Raw genomic sequence first — 17,093 nt, forward strand, 5'->3', positions numbered from 1 at the left:
AAACTCAACCAACGTCCCCGGTTAGTACAACTAGGTAGCTCCACTACGTGTCCACGATTTGCGGGTAACCCCACTCGGAGCTTCGGTTACTCATGAGGTTCGCAATGGCGGAATTGTTAACATAGGTTTGACCTCGTGAGCGAGTGCCGGTTCTGCTCGGCTTGGGGCAGCGACCGGCAGCTCGCGCCGCGCGAGTCTGTGGCGTATGAGGGCGCGGATCGCGGTGCATGATCCACAGTTGAAATAGAGAAAAGAGAGTGAAACGTATGACGAAGCGCGTGAGTGTGATTGTTGGGAGCCTGCGTCGTGGCTCCTTTGCCCGTAAGATTGCGCACAACCTGATTCCGATGTTCCCTGAGGGGTACGAGGCGAAGATCGTGGAGATCCGCGACCTGCCGCTGTACGATTTCGACTACGACGACCCAGAGGTCACCGACAAGCCGGTGCCGGCGGAGTACACGGAGTTCCGCGAGACGATTAAGGCCTCTGACGGGGTGCTGTTTGTGACCCCGGAGAACAACCGCACCATCCCGGCGTGCCTGAAAAACGCGGTGGATATTGGGTCGAAACCCAACGCCGACGTTGCGTGGAAGGGACTCCCGGCGGGAATTGTGAGCCACTCTGTTGGACGCATGGGCGGGTACTCGTCGCAGAAGAACCTGCGCCTTGCGCTTTCCTACTTCGACATGCCAACGCTTGGCCAGCCCGAGGTATTCCTGTCGCAGTCGCCTGAGCTTTTCGGTGACGGGGATAAGATCACCCGCGAGTCAACCGTTGAGTTCCTGCAGAAATACATTGACCGCTTCGCTGAGCTGATCGAAAAAACCAGCCGCGATTAGTTTTCGCGGGCGCGTAACCCAAAGGCGAGGGGGAAACCGAACACGTTTCGGTTTCCCCCTCGTTTGTTGTGTGGCAGTTTTGTGTCGCCGCGGCCGCGCGGTGGCGCAGGCGCTAGCTGTCTGCGCCCCCTGCGTCAGTTGCCGCCTCGGCCCGCAACGCCTCGACAAGCGCCTCGTGTGCGTCCCAGATTTCGCGCGGCATATCGGGCAGCTCGCGCAGGTGCTCAGCGCGGTGATCGGTTTCCTGCAGCCAGCGTTCAACGTCAACCCGCAGCAGTTTGTCGAGATCCGCCGCGTCGATTTCGAGACCGGTAAAGTCGAGCTCTTCAACAAGCGGGAGCACGCCGATCGGGGTTTTGCGTCCCTTGACTTTGCCGTCGCGGTACTGTGTGAGCCAGTTCAGCGCGCGCAGGTTCTCGCGGAAGCCCGGCCACAGGTAACGACCGGTTTCGGGTTCGCGCTGGAACCAGTTGACGTGGGCAAACATCGGCATCTCTTTCAGCTGCCCGAGCACTTTAAGCCAGTGTTCGGCGTAGCGACCCTCGGAGTACGAGAAGAACGGACGCATCGACATCGGGTCGTAACGCAGCTGCCCGTCAAGCCCGTCCGCTGCGAAAGTCGCCTCGGCGCCGAGTGTCAGCCCGTCGTAGACGCCATCAACAAGGTTGTCGATTGCGCGGATCAGCGGTTCACGATCGCGGGTGCGGCCACCGAAGATAATCGCGTCAACGACCACGCCCTCGGGTTTGGAGACGTCTTCGGCGAGGTTCGGGATGCGCTCCAGCGGAATAGTGAAGCGGCTGTTCGGGTGCGCCCACGGTTCGTTTTGCTGCTCGGCGGTGCGGTCGGTGATTTTCGCGCCGGTCCAGTCGAGCCACCCTGCCGGGTCGGCCGGGGGTTCGGGGGTGAGACCCTCCCACCACACCTCGCCGGTGACTTCGTTGTAGGCGGTGTTGGTGAAGATCGTGCCCGATCCCTCAGCGATTGCCGCCATCGCGGTGGGGTTGGAACCCTCGTTGGTGTCTTTTGCGACACCGAAGGCACCGTTTTCGGGGTTGATGGCACGGAGTTTCCCTTCGTCGTCAACCCACATCCAGGCGATGTCGTCGCCGTAAAAATCAACGCGGTAGCGGTCGCCGAGTCCGTTTGGCGGCAACGTCATCGCGAGGTTGGTTTTCCCTGACGCGCTCGGGAAGCCGCCGCACACGTGCGTGGTGACGCCGGTTTCACGGTCGTGGATCCCAAGCAGCAGGAACTGCTCCGCGAGGAACTTCCCTGAGGCGTAACCGTCGTAGGACGCCTGGCGCAGACCGTGGGCGATTTTACCAAGCAGCGCGTTGCCACCGTACGCGGAGCCGAAGTGCAAAATGGTGCGCTCGTCTGCGACGGTCACAAACATCCGCTCGTCGGCGTCGGTGCCCTGCTGCAGCGCGGTCAGGTCACCGGTGACGTGCACACCGCGCACGAAGAAGTCCTGGTCGCTGACACCGTCGAAGTGCTCAATTCCGACGCGGGCCATGCGGATCATCTGCAGCACCACGTTGCGGTCGTCGGTGAGCTCAACTCCGAGCGCGAAGTTCGCAAGCGGGGTGCCGGGAGGGGCCATCAGGTACGGCACCACGTACATGGTTTTACCCGCCGAAGCGCCGCGCATGCGGCTCGTCAGCAGCGGTTTGACCTCGCTTGAGTGGCGCCAGTTGTTGTAGCGCCCGCGATCCGCCTCGTCAGCCGTGGCGACAAAGGTGCGCTCTTCGGTGCGGGCGGTGTCTTTCGGGTGTGACCGTGAGTAGTAGCGACCTTTGCCTGCGCGGAGCATTTCGCCGGCGGCGATGGCCTCTTCGAGCAGCCTGGCGTCATCCGCTGCTGAGACGAGCTCGATCTTTTCAGGATTGGTGATCTCTGCCCACTCGCTCACAAAAGCGCGAACGCTTTCCACGTGAATCTCTGGAGGAACTTGAAATTGCTTTGATGCGGTCACCAGGCGCCCTCATTCATTCTTTAGTTTCCGGGTCTCACTTGTGCTCTCTACCGTAGTAAGTCGAGTCTGACAGCACCATAAGTATCCCCTTTGAGTCTTGGGTTCGGTATGACGTCGTCTGTACTTCGGCGTGTCGTAGTTTTGTGAGATTATTCGTGCTAAACACTATATGTGGTGCCCCGCAATGTGGGTCAGGACTAGATGTAGGGGTGGGATTGCTGAGGCGCAAATGCTGAGAGGAGAACATGCTGATGAGTGAACGCAGGGAAGGCCGAACACGAAGCGTCGCGGAGGTGCGAGTGCTCGAGGGGCAAGATTCACCTGACCTGGTGTTTTTCTCGAGCGTTTCGGAGAACACCCTCCGCTTCGTCGAGAAGCTCGAGCGCCCGGCGGTGCGGATCCCACTCCGACCGCGCACAGAGGGAATGATCCGAGTGACCAGGCCCTACGTGCTCGTGGTTCCGACCTACGGCGGCGGAGCGCAGGCCGGGGCGGTGCCGCGGCAGGTGATTACGTTCCTGAACGATCCTGCAAACCGCGCGCTGATCCGCGGCGTGATTACCGCGGGGAACACCAACTTCGGTGAGCACTACTGCATCGCAGGACCGATCATCTCAGCCAAGTGCAAAGTTCCTGAGCTGTACCGCTTTGAACTTCTTGGCACCAACCGCGACGTTGCTCGAGTCAAGGCTGGTTTAGACGAATTTTGGGCACGACAGAACACATTAGAAGCAGAAGCAAATGAGGAGGACGTCGCATGACGATCGCCACACCATCAGAAACAACCACCCCCAACACTGCACGGGTTGGCCGGGTCGGCGAGCGGAAGGACTACCACGCGCTCAACGCCCAGCTGAACCTGTTTGCGGCGGACGGGTCGATCCAGTTTGACAAGGATCACGAAGCGGCGGAGGCCTACCTGAACCAGCAGGTCATCCCGAACACGAAGCAGTTCGCTTCGGTGTGGGAACGCCTGGAGTGGCTGATCGAAAACGAGTACTACGAAGCCGAATACCTGCGCGCCTACGACAAGGACTTCGTCGAGCGCCTCCACGAACAGGCCGACGCTTTCGGGCACAAGTTCCAGACCTTCCTCGGTGCGTTTAAGTTCTTCACCTCCTACGCGCTGAAAACCTTCGACGGCAGCCTCTTCCTCGAAAACTTCGAGCAGCGAGTTGTTGCCACGGCGCTGTTCCTCGGTCAGGGTGACGAGGAACTGGCTTCGAAGACGGTCACCGAGATCCTCTCGGGCCGTTTCCAGCCGGCAACTCCGACGTTCTTGAACGCGGGTAAGAAACAGCGCGGCGAGCTCGTGTCGTGCTTCCTGCTGCGCGTTGAAGACAATCTCGAATCGATTGGCCGCAGCGTTAACTCTGCGCTGCAGCTGTCCAAGCGCGGCGGCGGTGTGGCGCTGCTGCTGTCAAACCTCCGCGAGGCGGGTGCCCCGATTAAGCAGGTCGAGAACCAGGCTTCCGGTGTTGTTCCCGTGATGAAGATCCTCGAAGACAGCTTCAGCTACGCGAACCAGCTCGGCGCTCGCCAGGGCGCAGGCGCTGCGTACCTGCACGCGCACCACCCCGACATTATGCGGTTCCTCGACACGAAGCGTGAAAACGCTGACGAGAAGATCCGCATTAAGACCCTGTCGGTTGGGGTTGTGATTCCGGATGTGACCTTCGAACTGGCTAAGCAGAACAAAGATATGCACCTGTTTAGCCCCTACGATGTGCTTCGCGAAACCGGTATTCCGCTTTCGGATCAGTCAATCACCGAGCGCTACGACGAGTTCGTCGCGAACCCGCGGATCCGCAAGACCACGATCAGCGCGCGCGAGTTCTTCAAGACCCTCGCTGAGCTGCAGTTCGAGTCGGGCTACCCGTACGTGCTGTTCGAAGACACTGTGAACCGTGCGAACCCGCTCGAGGGGCACATCAACATGTCGAACCTGTGCTCGGAGATTCTGCAGGTGAACACCGCCTCTGAGTACGACGCCGCAATCGGGTACGAGACGATCGGTCACGACATTTCGTGCAACCTCGGCTCGCTGAACATTGCGCAGGCAATGGCCAGCCCGGACTTCGGCGCAACCGTTGAGATTGCGGTGCGGGCGCTGACGAGTGTGTCGGATCAGACCGACATTCAGGCGGTGCCGTCAATTGCCGAGGGTAACCGTGCGTCACACGCCATCGGCCTCGGCCAGATGAACCTGCACGGCTACCTCGCTTCGCAGCGCATCCACTACGGCAGCGAAGAGGGAATTGACTTCACCGACGCGTACTTCCGCACGGTGACCTACCACGCGCTGCGCGCTTCGAACCAGCTGGCGATTGACCGCGGTGCGACCTTCGCGGGCTTCGAGAAGAGCGACTACGCTGACGGCAGCTACTTCGACCGTTACACGGCCGAGGAGTGGGTGCCAGAAACCGCGCGGGTGCGTGAGCTCTTCGCCGAGGCTGGAGTTGCGCTGCCGACGGTTGCGGACTGGGAACAGCTGCGCGAGTCGATCCGCGAACACGGTATCTACAACGCGTACCTGCAGGCGGTGCCACCGACCGGGTCGATTAGCTACGTGAACAACTCGACGGCTTCGATCCACCCGATCGCCTCGAAGATTGAGATTCGTAAAGAGGGCAAGCTCGGCCGCGTGTACTACCCGGCTCCGCACATGACAAACGACAACCTCGAGTTCTTCGAAGACGCCTACGAAATCGGCGCCGAGAAGATCATCGACACCTACGCTGCTGCGACCAAGCACGTGGATCAGGGTCTGTCGCTCACGCTGTTCTTTAAAGACGAGGCGACCACTCGCGACATCAACCGCGCGCAGATCTACGCGTGGCGCAAGGGCATCAAGACGCTGTACTACATCCGCCTGCGCCAGCCCGCGCTCGAGGGAACCGAGATCGAAGGCTGCGTTTCCTGCGCGCTGTAGTCGCGTTCGCGCCCGCGTGTGCGCCCGTGCTGCGCGCGCGGGCGCACCGCGCGCCGTCCGCGCACTCCGCGCACTGACCACCAGACACCACTAGTGAAAGAGCTTTATTGAACTATGACTGATCCGTTGAACACCGACCGCCCGCTGCAAGAGATCTCGGTCACCCCGCCGTCGTACCGCCACGACCCGACAGCCCGGCTGCGCCCCATTAACTGGAACCGCGTCACCGACGACAAAGACCTCGAGGTGTGGAACCGTCTGACCGCGAACTTCTGGCTGCCAGAGAAGGTGCCGCTGTCAAACGACATCCCCGCGTGGCAGAAAATGACCCAGGAAGAGCGCACCCTCACGATGCGCGTCTTCACCGGTCTGACCATGCTCGACACCGTGCAGGCAACTGTCGGTGAGATCGTGCAGATCCAAGACTCCCGCACCGAACACGAGGAGGCCGTCTACACCAACATTGCGTTCATGCAGTCGGTGCACGCCCGCTCGTACTCCTCGGTGTTCTCAACGCTGACGAGCACCCCGGAAATCGACGACGCCTACCGCTGGGCAGTTGCCAACGATCTGCTGCAGGAACGCTGCAAGAAGGTGCTGCACCACTACTACGGCGATGATCCGCTCAAGCGTAAAGTGTCTTCGACGCTGCTGTCGTCGCTGCTGCTGTACGCAGGGTTCTACCTGCCGCTGCACTTCTCGGTGCACGCGACGCTGACGAACACCGCAGACATGATCCGCCTGATTCTGCGTGACAAGGCAGTGCATGGTTACTACTCGGGTTACAAGTACCAGCGCGGACTCGAGACGCAGAGCAAAGAGCGTCAGGAAGAGATGCGCAAGTTCACCTTCGACCTGCTGGAAGAGCTCTACGAGCTTGAGCTGCAGTACTCGGGTGAGCTGTACGAGCCGCTCGGCCTGATGGACGACGTTGCCGTGTTCGTGCGTTACAACGCGAACAAGGCGCTGATGAACCTCGGTTACCCGTCGCGGTTTACCGCTGAAGAGACCGAAGTGAACCCTGAGATTCTCGCGGCGCTGTCACCTGGCAGCAACGAAAACCACGACTTCTTCAGTGGATCAGGATCGAGCTACATCATCGGTAAGGGCGAAGACACCACCGACGACGACTGGGACTTCTAGGCTCAAGGGCTTAACGGCTCGAGGGCTCAGCGGCTCGATTCGGGCCGCACCGTCCGAATAGCGCACCGCGGGTTGGACGCTGGCACACGCCGGCAACCTTCCCGCGGTGCGCTGTTTTGTGCCCGAGCCAGCGCGATTCTTGTCGACTATGATCGACAAAACCTCCGCAAAGTAGCAGCTTGTCGACTATACTCGACAAAACAGGGAGGTTTGTGGTGGACAGAATCATTGAACGCCCGAGATACTTTTCGCGGATCCAGCCCTTTATCGACAAACCCCTCGTGAAGGTGCTCACCGGTGTGCGTCGCTCCGGCAAATCTACGATTCTGCAGCAGCTGCAAGAAGTGATTCGCGCGGGCAGCGCTGATCCACAAGTGTTTGCGATGAATTTTGAGTCCGCTGACGGGCTTCACATCACAGACGCAGCGGCGCTGCTACGGCGCATCGAAGCCGAAAACCTCAACAAAAACACCCGCGCGTATTTCTTCTTTGACGAAATTCAGCAGGTCGCCGACTGGGAGAAAGCCATCAACGCGATCCGCGTCGACTATGACGCAGATATCTATGTCACCGGGTCGAATTCGCGCATGCTTTCCGGTGATCTCGCCACACATCTTGCCGGTCGCTACGTTGAGTTCTTGATCCAACCGTTTTCGTTTGCGGAATTTGTCGAGCTGCACCGCCAAAGCGACCGCACACTGAGCGAACACTTCCAGCACTTTGTGCAGTTCGGCGGTTTCCCGGCGTTGAAATACTTCAACCTCGACCGGGAACCCTCGCTCGACTACCTTGACTCGGTGTACAACTCGGTTGTGCTCAAAGACGTGATTGAGTATCACCAGATCCGCGACGTCGACATTTTTCACCGCATCGTCGGTTACTGCTTCGCAAATATTGGAAAAACCTTCTCGGCGCAGTCACTGGTGCGTTTTTTCAAAAGCGAGGGGCGCACCGTTTCGGTTGATACCGTATTGAACTACCTTGAGTTTTGCGTGAACGCTTTCTTGATTTATCGGGTTCCGCGCTTTGACATTGCGGGGAAGGCGAGGCTTCGGGCAACTGAGAAGTACTATGCGGTGGATCACGGTTTTCGTGAAACGCTCGGCCTTTCGAACCAGGCCGACATTGAGCTGACCCTCGAAAACATCGTGTGCGTGGAGCTGCTTGCGCGCGGGTACGAGGTAAGTGTCGGAAGAGCCGGCGCGCGCGAGATTGACTTCATCGCCCGCAAAGGTTCCGACACCGAGTACTTCCAGGTGAGTTACCTGCTCGGCAGCCAAAACACCGTCGACCGCGAGTTCGGTGCCCTTCGCGGGGTTACCGACAACTTCCCGAAAACCGTGCTGAGCATGGACCAGTTCGACATGAGCCGCGACGGGATCCAACACAAAAACATTACCGAGTGGCTTGTCGAGCCCTCACCGTTGCACAGCTAGGTGTCATCGCCTAGCCTGAATACCAACATGACCGGTACCGCTACCCATTTTGGTGGGAGCCCAGGGCCGGTCTTTGTTTTTCTCGATCTAGCCGTCATGCTCCTGTTGGGGTTATAGGTCAGAATGTGTGGCAAAAATCCCGGTTTTCCCCTGTGTTTACGCGGCAGAATCGGGTTTCATCTTTTACCCACAAAACTTGTTACCTGGACAAAATGTGTGGCATAAATAGCGTTCGTTGCCCGTGTTTACGCGCATTACCCGTGTTTAAGGTTTCATTTTTGCCAGTCTGGCTGAATGAACGTTCCTCACTGCTGTCTGGTTTCAGGACATCGTTCACCCCTGCACCTGAGAATCGGCCTGCGGATGTCCCACGACATAGTTCCCACCCATATTCAGACGGCTCGACACCCTTTAGCCGGATTCTGCGCCTTAGGAGCAACTGCTAAAGGGAGTTTCGGTTGCTAAAGGGAGTCTCCGTGCCGCTAAAGCGAGGATTCGTGGCTAACGGGTGTTTCCCGGCTAACGGGTGTGGGGATGCAGGACCTACAGCGGCTAAAAGGTGGGTAAACGTGGGGTACTGGACCCGCTAACGAAATGACGAAGGCCCCTCACCGGACGTTGTCCCTGGTGAGAGGCCTTTCTCTTGTGGAGGTAAGGGGACTCGAACCCCTAACCCTCTGCTTGCAAAGCAGATGCGCTACCAATTGCGCCATACCCCCAAGAGGTGAGTCTCATTCTACCCTGTCGGTGTACTGAGACCAAGTGCTGTGACCTTCCTGCCTCTTCTTGCGAAGAACCAAGACTGTCAGCAGTCCTGCTGCGGTCGTTGCCGCGGCACCAAACCATCTCTTCACGAATACCTCCGATCTGAGTTGGTTCGTGGGCCTACGTGGACTTGAACCACGGACCTCTTCGTTATCAGCGAAGCGCTCTAACCGCCTGAGCTATAGGCCCCTTCGGGGTGAACCGAAAAACTACTATAGCCCCACGTCCCACACAATGCAAAATCGACCTCAACCATCCCCCAATGACACGAAAAACGCAGGCCCCGAGCGAACCCGGGGCCTGCGTTTCTTCTGCGAAAACTGTGCTTCGAAGATCAGTCGTCGGTCAGCGTCAGGTGGAAACCGCCCACCAGGCTCGAACCGATGTTATAGATGATCGATGTCAGAGTCGACAGCGCGGTCATGAGAATCACATTGACCACCGCGATGATGACGGCGAAGCTGAGGATCCTGCCCAGGCCGAACACCTGCAGCAGCTGGTCAGCACCTTCTTCGCCGGCGAATTCGGCGAGTGCCGCCTGCAGACTTCCGAAAGTACCCGTCACTTCGAGCACCAGCCACAGAACAAACATCACGACGATCGTGGCAATGCCCAGAGCAAGCGACAGCATGAAGGTCATCTTCATAACCGACCACGGGTCCACCTTCGACACCGCCAGCTTGACGGTGCGCGGACCCTTTCGCTGCGCGGAACCGGACATCCGCAGACCCTGCGAGGACTGAGCCGTCACAGCCGACGCACCCGAAGCCGCACCCGCACCCGCACCCGAAGCCGGGCCAGAGGCCGCCGACGCTGCGGCTTCCCCACCGGACGGGCTCACCGTTTCAGTCTGGGCAGCATTCTGCGAACCCTGCGCTGTGGTCCGGGTGCCGCTGGTCTGCATGACCGTGGTCTCGGAATCGTCCTTCTTTGCGCCGTCCTGCTGAGGCTTGCCAGTACCGGTGCCGGTGGGTGCAGAAGCCGCCGAGGCGCCTGCTCCACTCGCGCTTCCTGCTCCACTTGCTGCGGAAGGCGCACTTCCGCTGGCCGCACCGGAGTCGCTGCTGTCCTTCTTACCGCCAATCCGCACACCCTTTGATGTCGAGTGCACGGAACCTGAGTCACCGTTGGCCTGCGAGCCCTTGGACTGCGAACCAGCTTCCGGGGTATTGGCCGCGAGCTTGTTCTGCTCAGCTTCTGCCGGCTTGGGCTTGTCGGCATCGCTCGATGCCGTCAGGCGTGTGGACCCGGACGACGTCCGAATGATCCTGCCTGGCTTTTTGCTATTGCTCACTGCTCATCACTCCCGTTGGCGGCGGAGTCCTGCACGTCGCCTTCCACTGCGGGGGCTTCCCCTTCCGAGGTGCCCTCTGCAGCTTCGTCGACCGCGATTTCGTCTGCGTTTTCGTCCAGTTCCTCGTCTTCGTGACCAGAACCGCGGGTCACGGCCATAATACGGTCGCGCTTGCCGGGCTTGGCGAAAACAACGCCCATTGTATTGCGTCCGGTCTGCGAAACCTCGGCAACGGAGGAACGCACAATCTTGCCGCGCTCCATGATGACGAACACCTCGTCATCTTCTTCCACGATAAGACCGCCGACCAGCACTCCCCTCTGATCAGAGAAGCGAATCGCGCGGATGCCGATTCCGCCTCGTCCCTGGACTCGGTATTCCTCGACCGGGGTGCGCTTGGCAAAACCGCCCTCGGTCACAACGAACACATCGGTGCCCGGAGTGACAACATCCATGGCGAGCAGAGCATCGTCGTCCCGGAACTTCATACCGGTAACACCCGAGGTGGCCCGTCCCGTGGGACGGATCGTTTCGTCGTCCGCGGGGAACCTGATCGACATGCCGTTCTTCGAAATGAGCAGCAGGTGGTCTTCGCCGTTGACCAGGCGAGCCGAAACGAGTTCGTCCACTCCCCCATCCGGGGTTTCGCGCAGGTTGATGGCAATGACACCGCCGGTGCGGTTCGAATCGTATTCGCCCAGACGGGTCTTCTTCACCAGACCGGAATTGGTGGCGAGCACCAGGTAGTCAGCCGCATCGTAGTCGGCAATGGAGAGGACCTGAGCGATCTCTTCGTCCGGCTGCAGAGCCAGGAGGTTTGCCACGTGCTGGCCGCGCGCATCCCGGTGTGCTTCGGGAAGTTCGTAGGCCTTCGCACGGTAGACCCGACCCTTGTTCGTGAAGAACAGCAGCCAGTTGTGGGTCGAGGTGACGAAGAAGTGCTCAACCACGTCCTCACCGCGGAGGCGAGCGCCGGCAACACCCTTGCCACCGCGGCGCTGTGCGCGGTACAGGTTCGTCTGGGTGCGCTTGGCGTAGCCGCCGCGGGTGATCGTGACGACCACCTGCTCCTCGGGGATGAGGTCTTCCATCGACATGTCGCCGTCGAAGCCAGCCAGAATCTGGGTGCGACGGTCATCGCCGTAGCGTTCGACGATCGCGTCGAGTTCTTCCGACACGATTTCGCGCTGCCGAGCCGGGGTTTCAAGGATGTGGTTGTATTCCTTGATCAGCTCTTCGATCTTCTGTGCTTCTTCTTCGATCTTGAGGCGCTCAAGCGCTGCAAGACGGCGAAGCTGCAGGTCAAGAATGGCGTTCGCCTGGACTTCGTCGACATCCAGCAGCTCCATCAGGCCGGTGCGCGCTTCGTCAGACGACGGCGAACGGCGGATGAGTGCAATCACTTCGTCCAGAGCGGACAGAGCCTTGAGGTAACCGCGCAGAATGTGAGCGCGCTCTTCTGCCTTGCGCAGACGGAAGCGGGTACGGCGGACGATCACATCGATCTGGTGTTTGACCCACAGGCGGAGGAAAGCGTCGATCGACAGGGTGCGCGGCACATTGTCGACAAGCGCAAGCATGTTCGCCGAGAAGTTCTCCTGCAGCTGCGTGTGCTTGTACAGGTTGTTCAGAACAACCTTCGCCACGGCATCGCGCTTGAGCACAATCACCAGGCGCTGACCCGTACGGCCGGACGATTCGTCGCGCATGTCGGCAATGCCGGCGACCTTGCCGTCCTTGACGTAGCCGGCGATCTTCGCGGCCAGCGAGTCCGGGTTGACCTGGTAGGGCAGTTCGGTGACAACCAGGCAGGTGCGGCCCTGGATTTCCTCGACTTCAACAACCGCGCGCTGCGTAATCGAACCGCGGCCGGTGCGGTAGGCGTCTTCAATGCCCTGGCGGCCCAGAATCGTGGCCCCACCCGGGAAGTCGGGACCCTTGATGATGCCCAGCAGCGCCTCGAGAGCCTCCTCGTTGGAAGCATCCGGGTGGCTCAGCAGCCACTGCGCACCAGCTGCGACTTCGCGCAGGTTGTGCGGCGGAATGTTGGTGGCCATACCGACGGCAATACCGGCCGAACCGTTGACCAGCAGGTTCGGGAAACGCGACGGCAGGTAGACGGGTTCCTGGTTGCGGCCGTCGTAGTTGTCCTGGAAGTCGACGGTCTCCTCTTCGATGTCCCGGACCATTTCCAGGGACAGAGGCGCCATCTTGCATTCCGTGTAACGCTGAGCAGCCGCGCCGTCATCACCGGCCGAACCGAAGTTGCCCTGACCCGAAATGAGCGGGTAGCGCATATTCCACGGCTGCACCAGACGCACGAGCGCGTCATAGATGGCCAAGTCACCGTGCGGGTGGAAATGGCCCATGACGTCGCCGACCACGCGCGAGCACTTCGAGAAGCTGCGATCGGGGCGGTAGCCGCCGTCGTACATGGCGTACAGCACACGCCGGTGAACCGGCTTGAGACCGTCGCGAACATCCGGCAGAGCACGGCCGACAATGACCGACATCGCGTAGTCCAGGTAGGACCGCTGCATTTCGGCATTGAGGTTGACCTGCTCGACACGAGCGGCAACCTGGGTGCCAGCGCCGTCAACCGGGGGCTGTTCTTCAGGGTTTACGTTGTTGTTGTCTTCTTCGGCCACCTGACCGGATCCTCCGTTGATAGAAACCTAAGCGGATCTGTGTCGGAACTGCGCTGCCTGAGCCGTCGTGCCCGACAGCGCGTCCCGGCATCAGATGTCCAAGAAGCGGACGTCCTTGGCGTTTTCCTGGATGAAGCGCTTGCGCGATTCGACATCGTCACCCATGAGGATGGTGAAGATTTCGTCAGCCACGAGCGCGTCTTCGAGTTCAACCTGCTTGAGCAGACGGTTTTCGGGGTTCATCGTGGTTTCCCACAGTTCCTGGTAGTTCATTTCGCCCAGACCCTTGTAGCGCTGGATCGCAAGATCCTTCGGCAGGCGCTTGCCCGCGGCGCGGCCCTCAGTGAGCAGCTTGTCGCGTTCAGCGTCCGAATAGGCGAAGTCGTCCTCCGCGTTCGACCACTTGATGCGGTACAGCGGCGGGGTTGCCAGGTAGACGTAGCCGTTCTCAATGAGCGGCTTCATGTACCGGAAGATGAGAGTCAGCAGCAGCGTGGTGATGTGCTGACCGTCAACATCGGCGTCCGCCATGAGGATGATCTTGTGGTAGCGCAGCTTCTCGATGTCGAATTCATCGCCGATTCCGGTGCCGAACGCCGTGATCATCGACTGGACTTCGTTGTTGCCCAGCGCGCGGTCCAGGCGGGCCTTTTCCACATTGAGGATCTTGCCTCGCAGCGGGAGGATCGCCTGAGTCAGCGGGTTGCGGCCCTGCACGACCGAACCGCCTGCCGAGTCACCCTCGACGATGAACACTTCCGAGATCGTCGGGTCCTTCGACTGGTTGTCACGCAGCTTGCCGGGCATGCCGGAGGTTTCCAGCAGACCCTTCCGCCGCGTGGCTTCACGAGCCTTGCGCGCAGCCAGACGAGCCTGCGAAGCCTGCACGGCCTTGCGCACAACCTCACGGGCATTCGCGGGATTGGATTCCAGCCAGTGGGTCAGTTCGTCGCGCACGACGCGGCTGACGAAGTTGCGGGCCTCCGAGTTGCCCAGCTTGGTTTTGGTCTGACCCTCAAACTGAGGTTCACCGAGTTTGATCGACACGACCGCGGTGAGGCCTTCGCGGATGTCCTCACCGGTGAGGTTGGCGTCCTTTTCGCGCAGCAGCTTCTGTTCGCGCGCATAGGAGTTGAGCACCGAGGTCAGCGCTGTGCGGAAGCCCTCTTCGTGGGTACCGCCCTCGTGCGTGTTGATGGTGTTGGCGTATGTGTGCACGCCCTCCTGGAAGCCGGTGGTCCACTGCATGGCCACTTCCAGGGCGATTGCCTGTTCTTTGTCTTCGTGTTCAAAGGCGATGACGTCGTCGTGGACGGTTTCGCTCTTCTTGGCCGAATTGAGGTAGGCAACGTAGTCAAGCAGACCATTGTCGTACTTGAAGACGACTTCGCGCGGTTTGAACTCTTCTGTGTCTTCGTCTTCCAGCTGGACGTCCGAATCGTCGATTTCGGGCTGACGTTCATCAGTCAGAGAGATCTTGAGGCCCTTGTTGAGGAACGCCATCTGCTGGAAGCGCGCCCGCAGGGTCTCAAAGCTGAATTCGACGGTGTCGAAGATATCCGGGTCCGGCCAGAACGTGATGTCGGTGCCGGTGATATCGGTGTCTTCGCCTTCCACCACGTCCGAGGTGGGGACACCGCGTTCGTAGGACTGTCGCCACACCTTGCCGTCACGGCGGACAACCGCGTCCATGCGCAGCGAAAGCGCGTTGACAACGGACGAACCGACGCCGTGCAGACCACCGGAGACCGCGTAGCCGCCGCCGCCGAACTTACCGCCGGCGTGCAGAACCGTAAGCACTACTTCCAGAGTCGGTCGGCCTTCTGAGGGGTGCATAGCCACGGGGATTCCTCGCCCGTGGTCGACCACGCGCACGCCGCCGTCGGCGAGGATGGTCACTTCAATGCTGTCGTTGTAGCCGGCCAGGGCTTCGTCAACCGAGTTGTCGACGATTTCATAGACCAAGTGATGAAGACCGCGTTCGGATGTTGATCCGATGTACATGCCGGGCCGTTTGCGGACCGCTTCGAGCCCTTCGAGAACGGTGATATCACCGGCATCGTAATGCGGTTGGTGGTCGTCGGCCATGGAACTCCTCGGATCAGTGCAGATTACCGTCCAAGTCTACAGCGTCCTGGCTGCAAACAGGGCCTCACAGTCACACAACGGCCGTTTCTGCGCATTTTCAGATCTGCCGATGAGGGGCGGGCCGTCCACAGACCCCACAGCCGCCTGTACGGGCCGGCACAGGTTCGAGAACCTGCCGAAAACCGGGCAGAAACAGTCACGACCGCACCGAGGCGGCACCTCGTGCTTGGGCACGGGGCAGAAAATCACCCGTAAGTATCGCGCGGACCGCGGCCCGGCACGGACCGGCGGCCCTTCTTCCAGGACTTCTGCTTGGGACCGATGATCTCGAGGTCGTCGATGACGCGCCGTCCCAGTTCGCGCTCCAGCCGATCCAGCAGCATGTCGCGCATGAGCCGCAGCTGAGTTGCCCACGTTGTCGATGACGCACGCACCGTGAGCTTCGGCGGTTCGCACAGTTCCGGAACACAGTGCTGAGCAACGTTCTCACCAACAAGCTCTGGCCATCTGCCCAGCAGCGATCCGACATCCATCGACGTGGTCCATCCGCGCGCCTTCGTCAGAGCCGACAGGTCAGCCGACAGCTTCTTGGGATCACGCGGATCTTCACCTGCCCCGGAGTACTGGGGTTCCCGGATCCCCTGCGGGACTCGGCGCAGCGACCCGCTGTAGCGCGCCTGCACCGAACCCATGCGCCTGACCCGATCGAGTGCTTCGAGAGCGGCGTTCGAGACCGGTATCTTCTGGTTCATCAGCCCTGTCCTCCCGCCTGATCCCCTGCCGAGGTGCCTGCTGTCAGATCGATGATCTCACCTGTCAGGTTCTCCGGGATGTGGGCGGCGACAGCTGTTGTTATGAGGACCTGCTGAGCTTCCTGGATGATGTCGGCAAGTCTGCGGGTGCGGCCTTCGTCGAGTTCTGAGAAGACGTCGTCCAACACCAGGACGGGTGAATCGTCGGGTTCATCCGGATTTGCCTGGAGCACCCTCCAGCTGGCCAGACGCAAAGCGAGTGCGAGCGACCAGCTTTCGCCGTGGCTGGCATAGCCCTTCGCCGGAGTGCCGCCGATGTGCAGATCGAGGTCATCGCGCTGCGGGCCGACGAGGGTCACTCCCCTTTCGATTTCAACCCGGCGGCGCTTGGCCAGTTCATCGAGGATGAGGTCCTCCATGGCCTGCTGGGCACCCGGCAGGGAACGATCAATCACCGAATAGTCAACGCGCGACGCGTAGGTCGCTGCCGCCGTGCGCCTTTCGGGGCGGGCGTCTTCGGCGAGTCTGGCGAAATCATCGGCCAGCGGTTCAGCCAGCCGGTCCAGAAGATCGAGCCGACCCGTGACCAGCGCTGCTGCGGCGCGTGCAAAAGCGTGATCCCAGATCTCGAGGGTCGCTTCGAGGCCCAAGCTGGCCCGCAATGGGTCATCTGCAGCGCCCGAACGCTCTTCGTACCGGGCTTTGCGCAGAGATTTCAGCAGCGCGTTGCGCTGTTTCAAAGCACGATCGAAGTCCGCAATGACAGCGGAATAGCGGGGAGTGAGTGCAACCAGCAGCTCATCGAGATACGCGCGCCGTTCAGCGGGTTCGCCCTTGACCAAGCCGAGGTCTTCCGGGGCAAACACAACTGCCGGCAGCAGACCTAAGAGTTCCCGCACCCGCACAGCCTGCTTGTTGATCCGCGCGGTGTTGGCACCCTTGGCCTTGATCGTGACCTCAACCCGCACCTGCCGTTTGCCGCGGTGAGCAAGAGCGGACACAACAGCCCGCTCACTGCCGGTGCGCACAAGCGGGAAGTCGTTTGTCACACGGTGGCTGCGCAGAGTCGAAACGTAGCCGAGAGCCTCAACCAGGTTTGTCTTGCCCCAGCCGTTGGGGGCAAGGAAGACCGTCACCCCGGGTGCAAGTTCAAGATCGAGCCGCGAATAGGAGCGGAACTGGTCCAGAATCAGCCGACTGACCCACATGGGCCCGCCG

General features: G+C 60.5%; 11 protein-coding genes and 2 tRNA genes. 5 read left to right on the forward strand and 8 right to left on the reverse strand.

Translation table 11 applies throughout. The features are described 5' to 3' along the window. Window positions 1-266: 266 nt before the first annotated feature. Entirely contained in the window at window positions 267-839 is a 573-nt protein-coding gene (locus HMPREF3092_RS10505) for an NADPH-dependent FMN reductase (protein ID WP_019174205.1), read from the forward strand. A 112-nt stretch (window positions 840-951) separates the two neighbouring features. Here the strand turns inward: HMPREF3092_RS10505 and HMPREF3092_RS10510 are convergent, their stop codons facing one another. Next, complete coding sequence (locus HMPREF3092_RS10510) at window positions 952-2,817, reverse strand: phosphoenolpyruvate carboxykinase (GTP) (protein ID WP_070507295.1); 1,866 nt, start codon at window positions 2,815-2,817, stop codon at window positions 952-954. Window positions 2,818-3,068: 251 nt separating this feature from the next. On the opposite strand from HMPREF3092_RS10510, the gene nrdI reads away from it, so the two are divergent. The 4 genes from nrdI (at window position 3,069) to HMPREF3092_RS10530 (ending at window position 8,328) form a co-directional block, all read left to right on the forward strand. Further along, complete coding sequence (nrdI, locus tag HMPREF3092_RS10515; RefSeq protein ID WP_016664109.1) at window positions 3,069-3,578, forward strand: class Ib ribonucleoside-diphosphate reductase assembly flavoprotein NrdI; 510 nt, start codon at window positions 3,069-3,071, stop codon at window positions 3,576-3,578. After that, on the forward strand, window positions 3,575-5,749 hold the full coding sequence (gene nrdE / locus HMPREF3092_RS10520) for a class 1b ribonucleoside-diphosphate reductase subunit alpha (protein WP_070424850.1): 2,175 nt from the start codon (window positions 3,575-3,577) through the stop codon (window positions 5,747-5,749). The genes nrdI and nrdE overlap by 4 nt, the downstream gene beginning before the upstream one ends. Before the next feature lie 114 nt (window positions 5,750-5,863). Then, a complete protein-coding gene (gene nrdF / locus HMPREF3092_RS10525; protein WP_082784698.1) occupies window positions 5,864-6,892 on the forward strand; it encodes a class 1b ribonucleoside-diphosphate reductase subunit beta in 1,029 nt (342 codons plus the stop codon). A 215-nt stretch (window positions 6,893-7,107) separates the two neighbouring features. Then, entirely contained in the window at window positions 7,108-8,328 is a 1,221-nt protein-coding gene (locus HMPREF3092_RS10530) for an ATP-binding protein (protein WP_070424851.1), read from the forward strand. A 646-nt stretch (window positions 8,329-8,974) separates the two neighbouring features. On the opposite strand, the gene HMPREF3092_RS10535 is transcribed toward HMPREF3092_RS10530, so the two are convergent. From HMPREF3092_RS10535 to recF, 7 genes are all read right to left on the reverse strand, one after another. Then, window positions 8,975-9,047, reverse strand: a tRNA-Ala gene (locus HMPREF3092_RS10535). A gap of 161 nt (window positions 9,048-9,208) precedes the next feature. Next, a tRNA-Ile gene (locus tag HMPREF3092_RS10540) sits at window positions 9,209-9,282 on the reverse strand. 145 nt (window positions 9,283-9,427) lie between these two features. Then, the gene (locus HMPREF3092_RS11555) at window positions 9,428-10,387 is read right to left on the reverse strand and encodes a DUF3566 domain-containing protein (protein WP_256174442.1); all 960 of its coding nucleotides are present in this window, start codon (window positions 10,385-10,387) and stop codon (window positions 9,428-9,430) included. Next, window positions 10,384-13,035, reverse strand: a complete 2,652-nt coding sequence (gyrA, locus tag HMPREF3092_RS10550) for a DNA gyrase subunit A (protein WP_070424852.1) — start codon at window positions 13,033-13,035, stop codon at window positions 10,384-10,386. Before gyrA ends, HMPREF3092_RS11555 begins: the two co-directional genes overlap by 4 nt. 90 nt (window positions 13,036-13,125) lie before the next feature. Continuing rightward, on the reverse strand, window positions 13,126-15,123 hold the full coding sequence (gene gyrB / locus HMPREF3092_RS10555) for a DNA topoisomerase (ATP-hydrolyzing) subunit B (protein ID WP_070424853.1): 1,998 nt from the start codon (window positions 15,121-15,123) through the stop codon (window positions 13,126-13,128). Between the two features lie 245 nt (window positions 15,124-15,368). Further along, window positions 15,369-15,875, reverse strand: coding sequence for a DciA family protein (locus HMPREF3092_RS10560; protein ID WP_070424854.1), 507 nt, complete (start codon window positions 15,873-15,875; stop codon window positions 15,369-15,371). Continuing rightward, a complete protein-coding gene (gene recF / locus HMPREF3092_RS10565; protein WP_070424855.1) occupies window positions 15,875-17,083 on the reverse strand; it encodes a DNA replication/repair protein RecF in 1,209 nt (402 codons plus the stop codon). Before recF ends, HMPREF3092_RS10560 begins: the two co-directional genes overlap by 1 nt. Window positions 17,084-17,093: the final 10 nt, after the last annotated feature.

The sequence above is a fragment of the Brevibacterium sp. HMSC24B04 genome (assembly GCF_001806835.1).
Lineage (GTDB): Bacteria > Actinomycetota > Actinomycetes > Actinomycetales > Brevibacteriaceae > Brevibacterium > Brevibacterium ravenspurgense.

What these genes read in the sequence shown, in the direction of transcription:
- nrdE (WP_070424850.1), top strand. Translation starts at nt 3,575, where the DNA reads ATGACGATCGCCACACCATCAGAAACAACCACCCCCAACACTGCACGG.
- gyrB (WP_070424853.1), bottom strand. Translation starts at nt 15,123, where the DNA reads ATGGCCGACGACCACCAACCGCATTACGATGCCGGTGATATCACCGTT.
- nrdF (WP_082784698.1), top strand. Translation starts at nt 5,864, where the DNA reads ATGACTGATCCGTTGAACACCGACCGCCCGCTGCAAGAGATCTCGGTC.
- recF (WP_070424855.1), bottom strand. Translation starts at nt 17,083, where the DNA reads ATGTGGGTCAGTCGGCTGATTCTGGACCAGTTCCGCTCCTATTCGCGG.
- HMPREF3092_RS10560 (WP_070424854.1), bottom strand. Translation starts at nt 15,875, where the DNA reads ATGAACCAGAAGATACCGGTCTCGAACGCCGCTCTCGAAGCACTCGAT.
- nrdI (WP_016664109.1), top strand. Translation starts at nt 3,069, where the DNA reads ATGAGTGAACGCAGGGAAGGCCGAACACGAAGCGTCGCGGAGGTGCGA.
- HMPREF3092_RS10505 (WP_019174205.1), top strand. Translation starts at nt 267, where the DNA reads ATGACGAAGCGCGTGAGTGTGATTGTTGGGAGCCTGCGTCGTGGCTCC.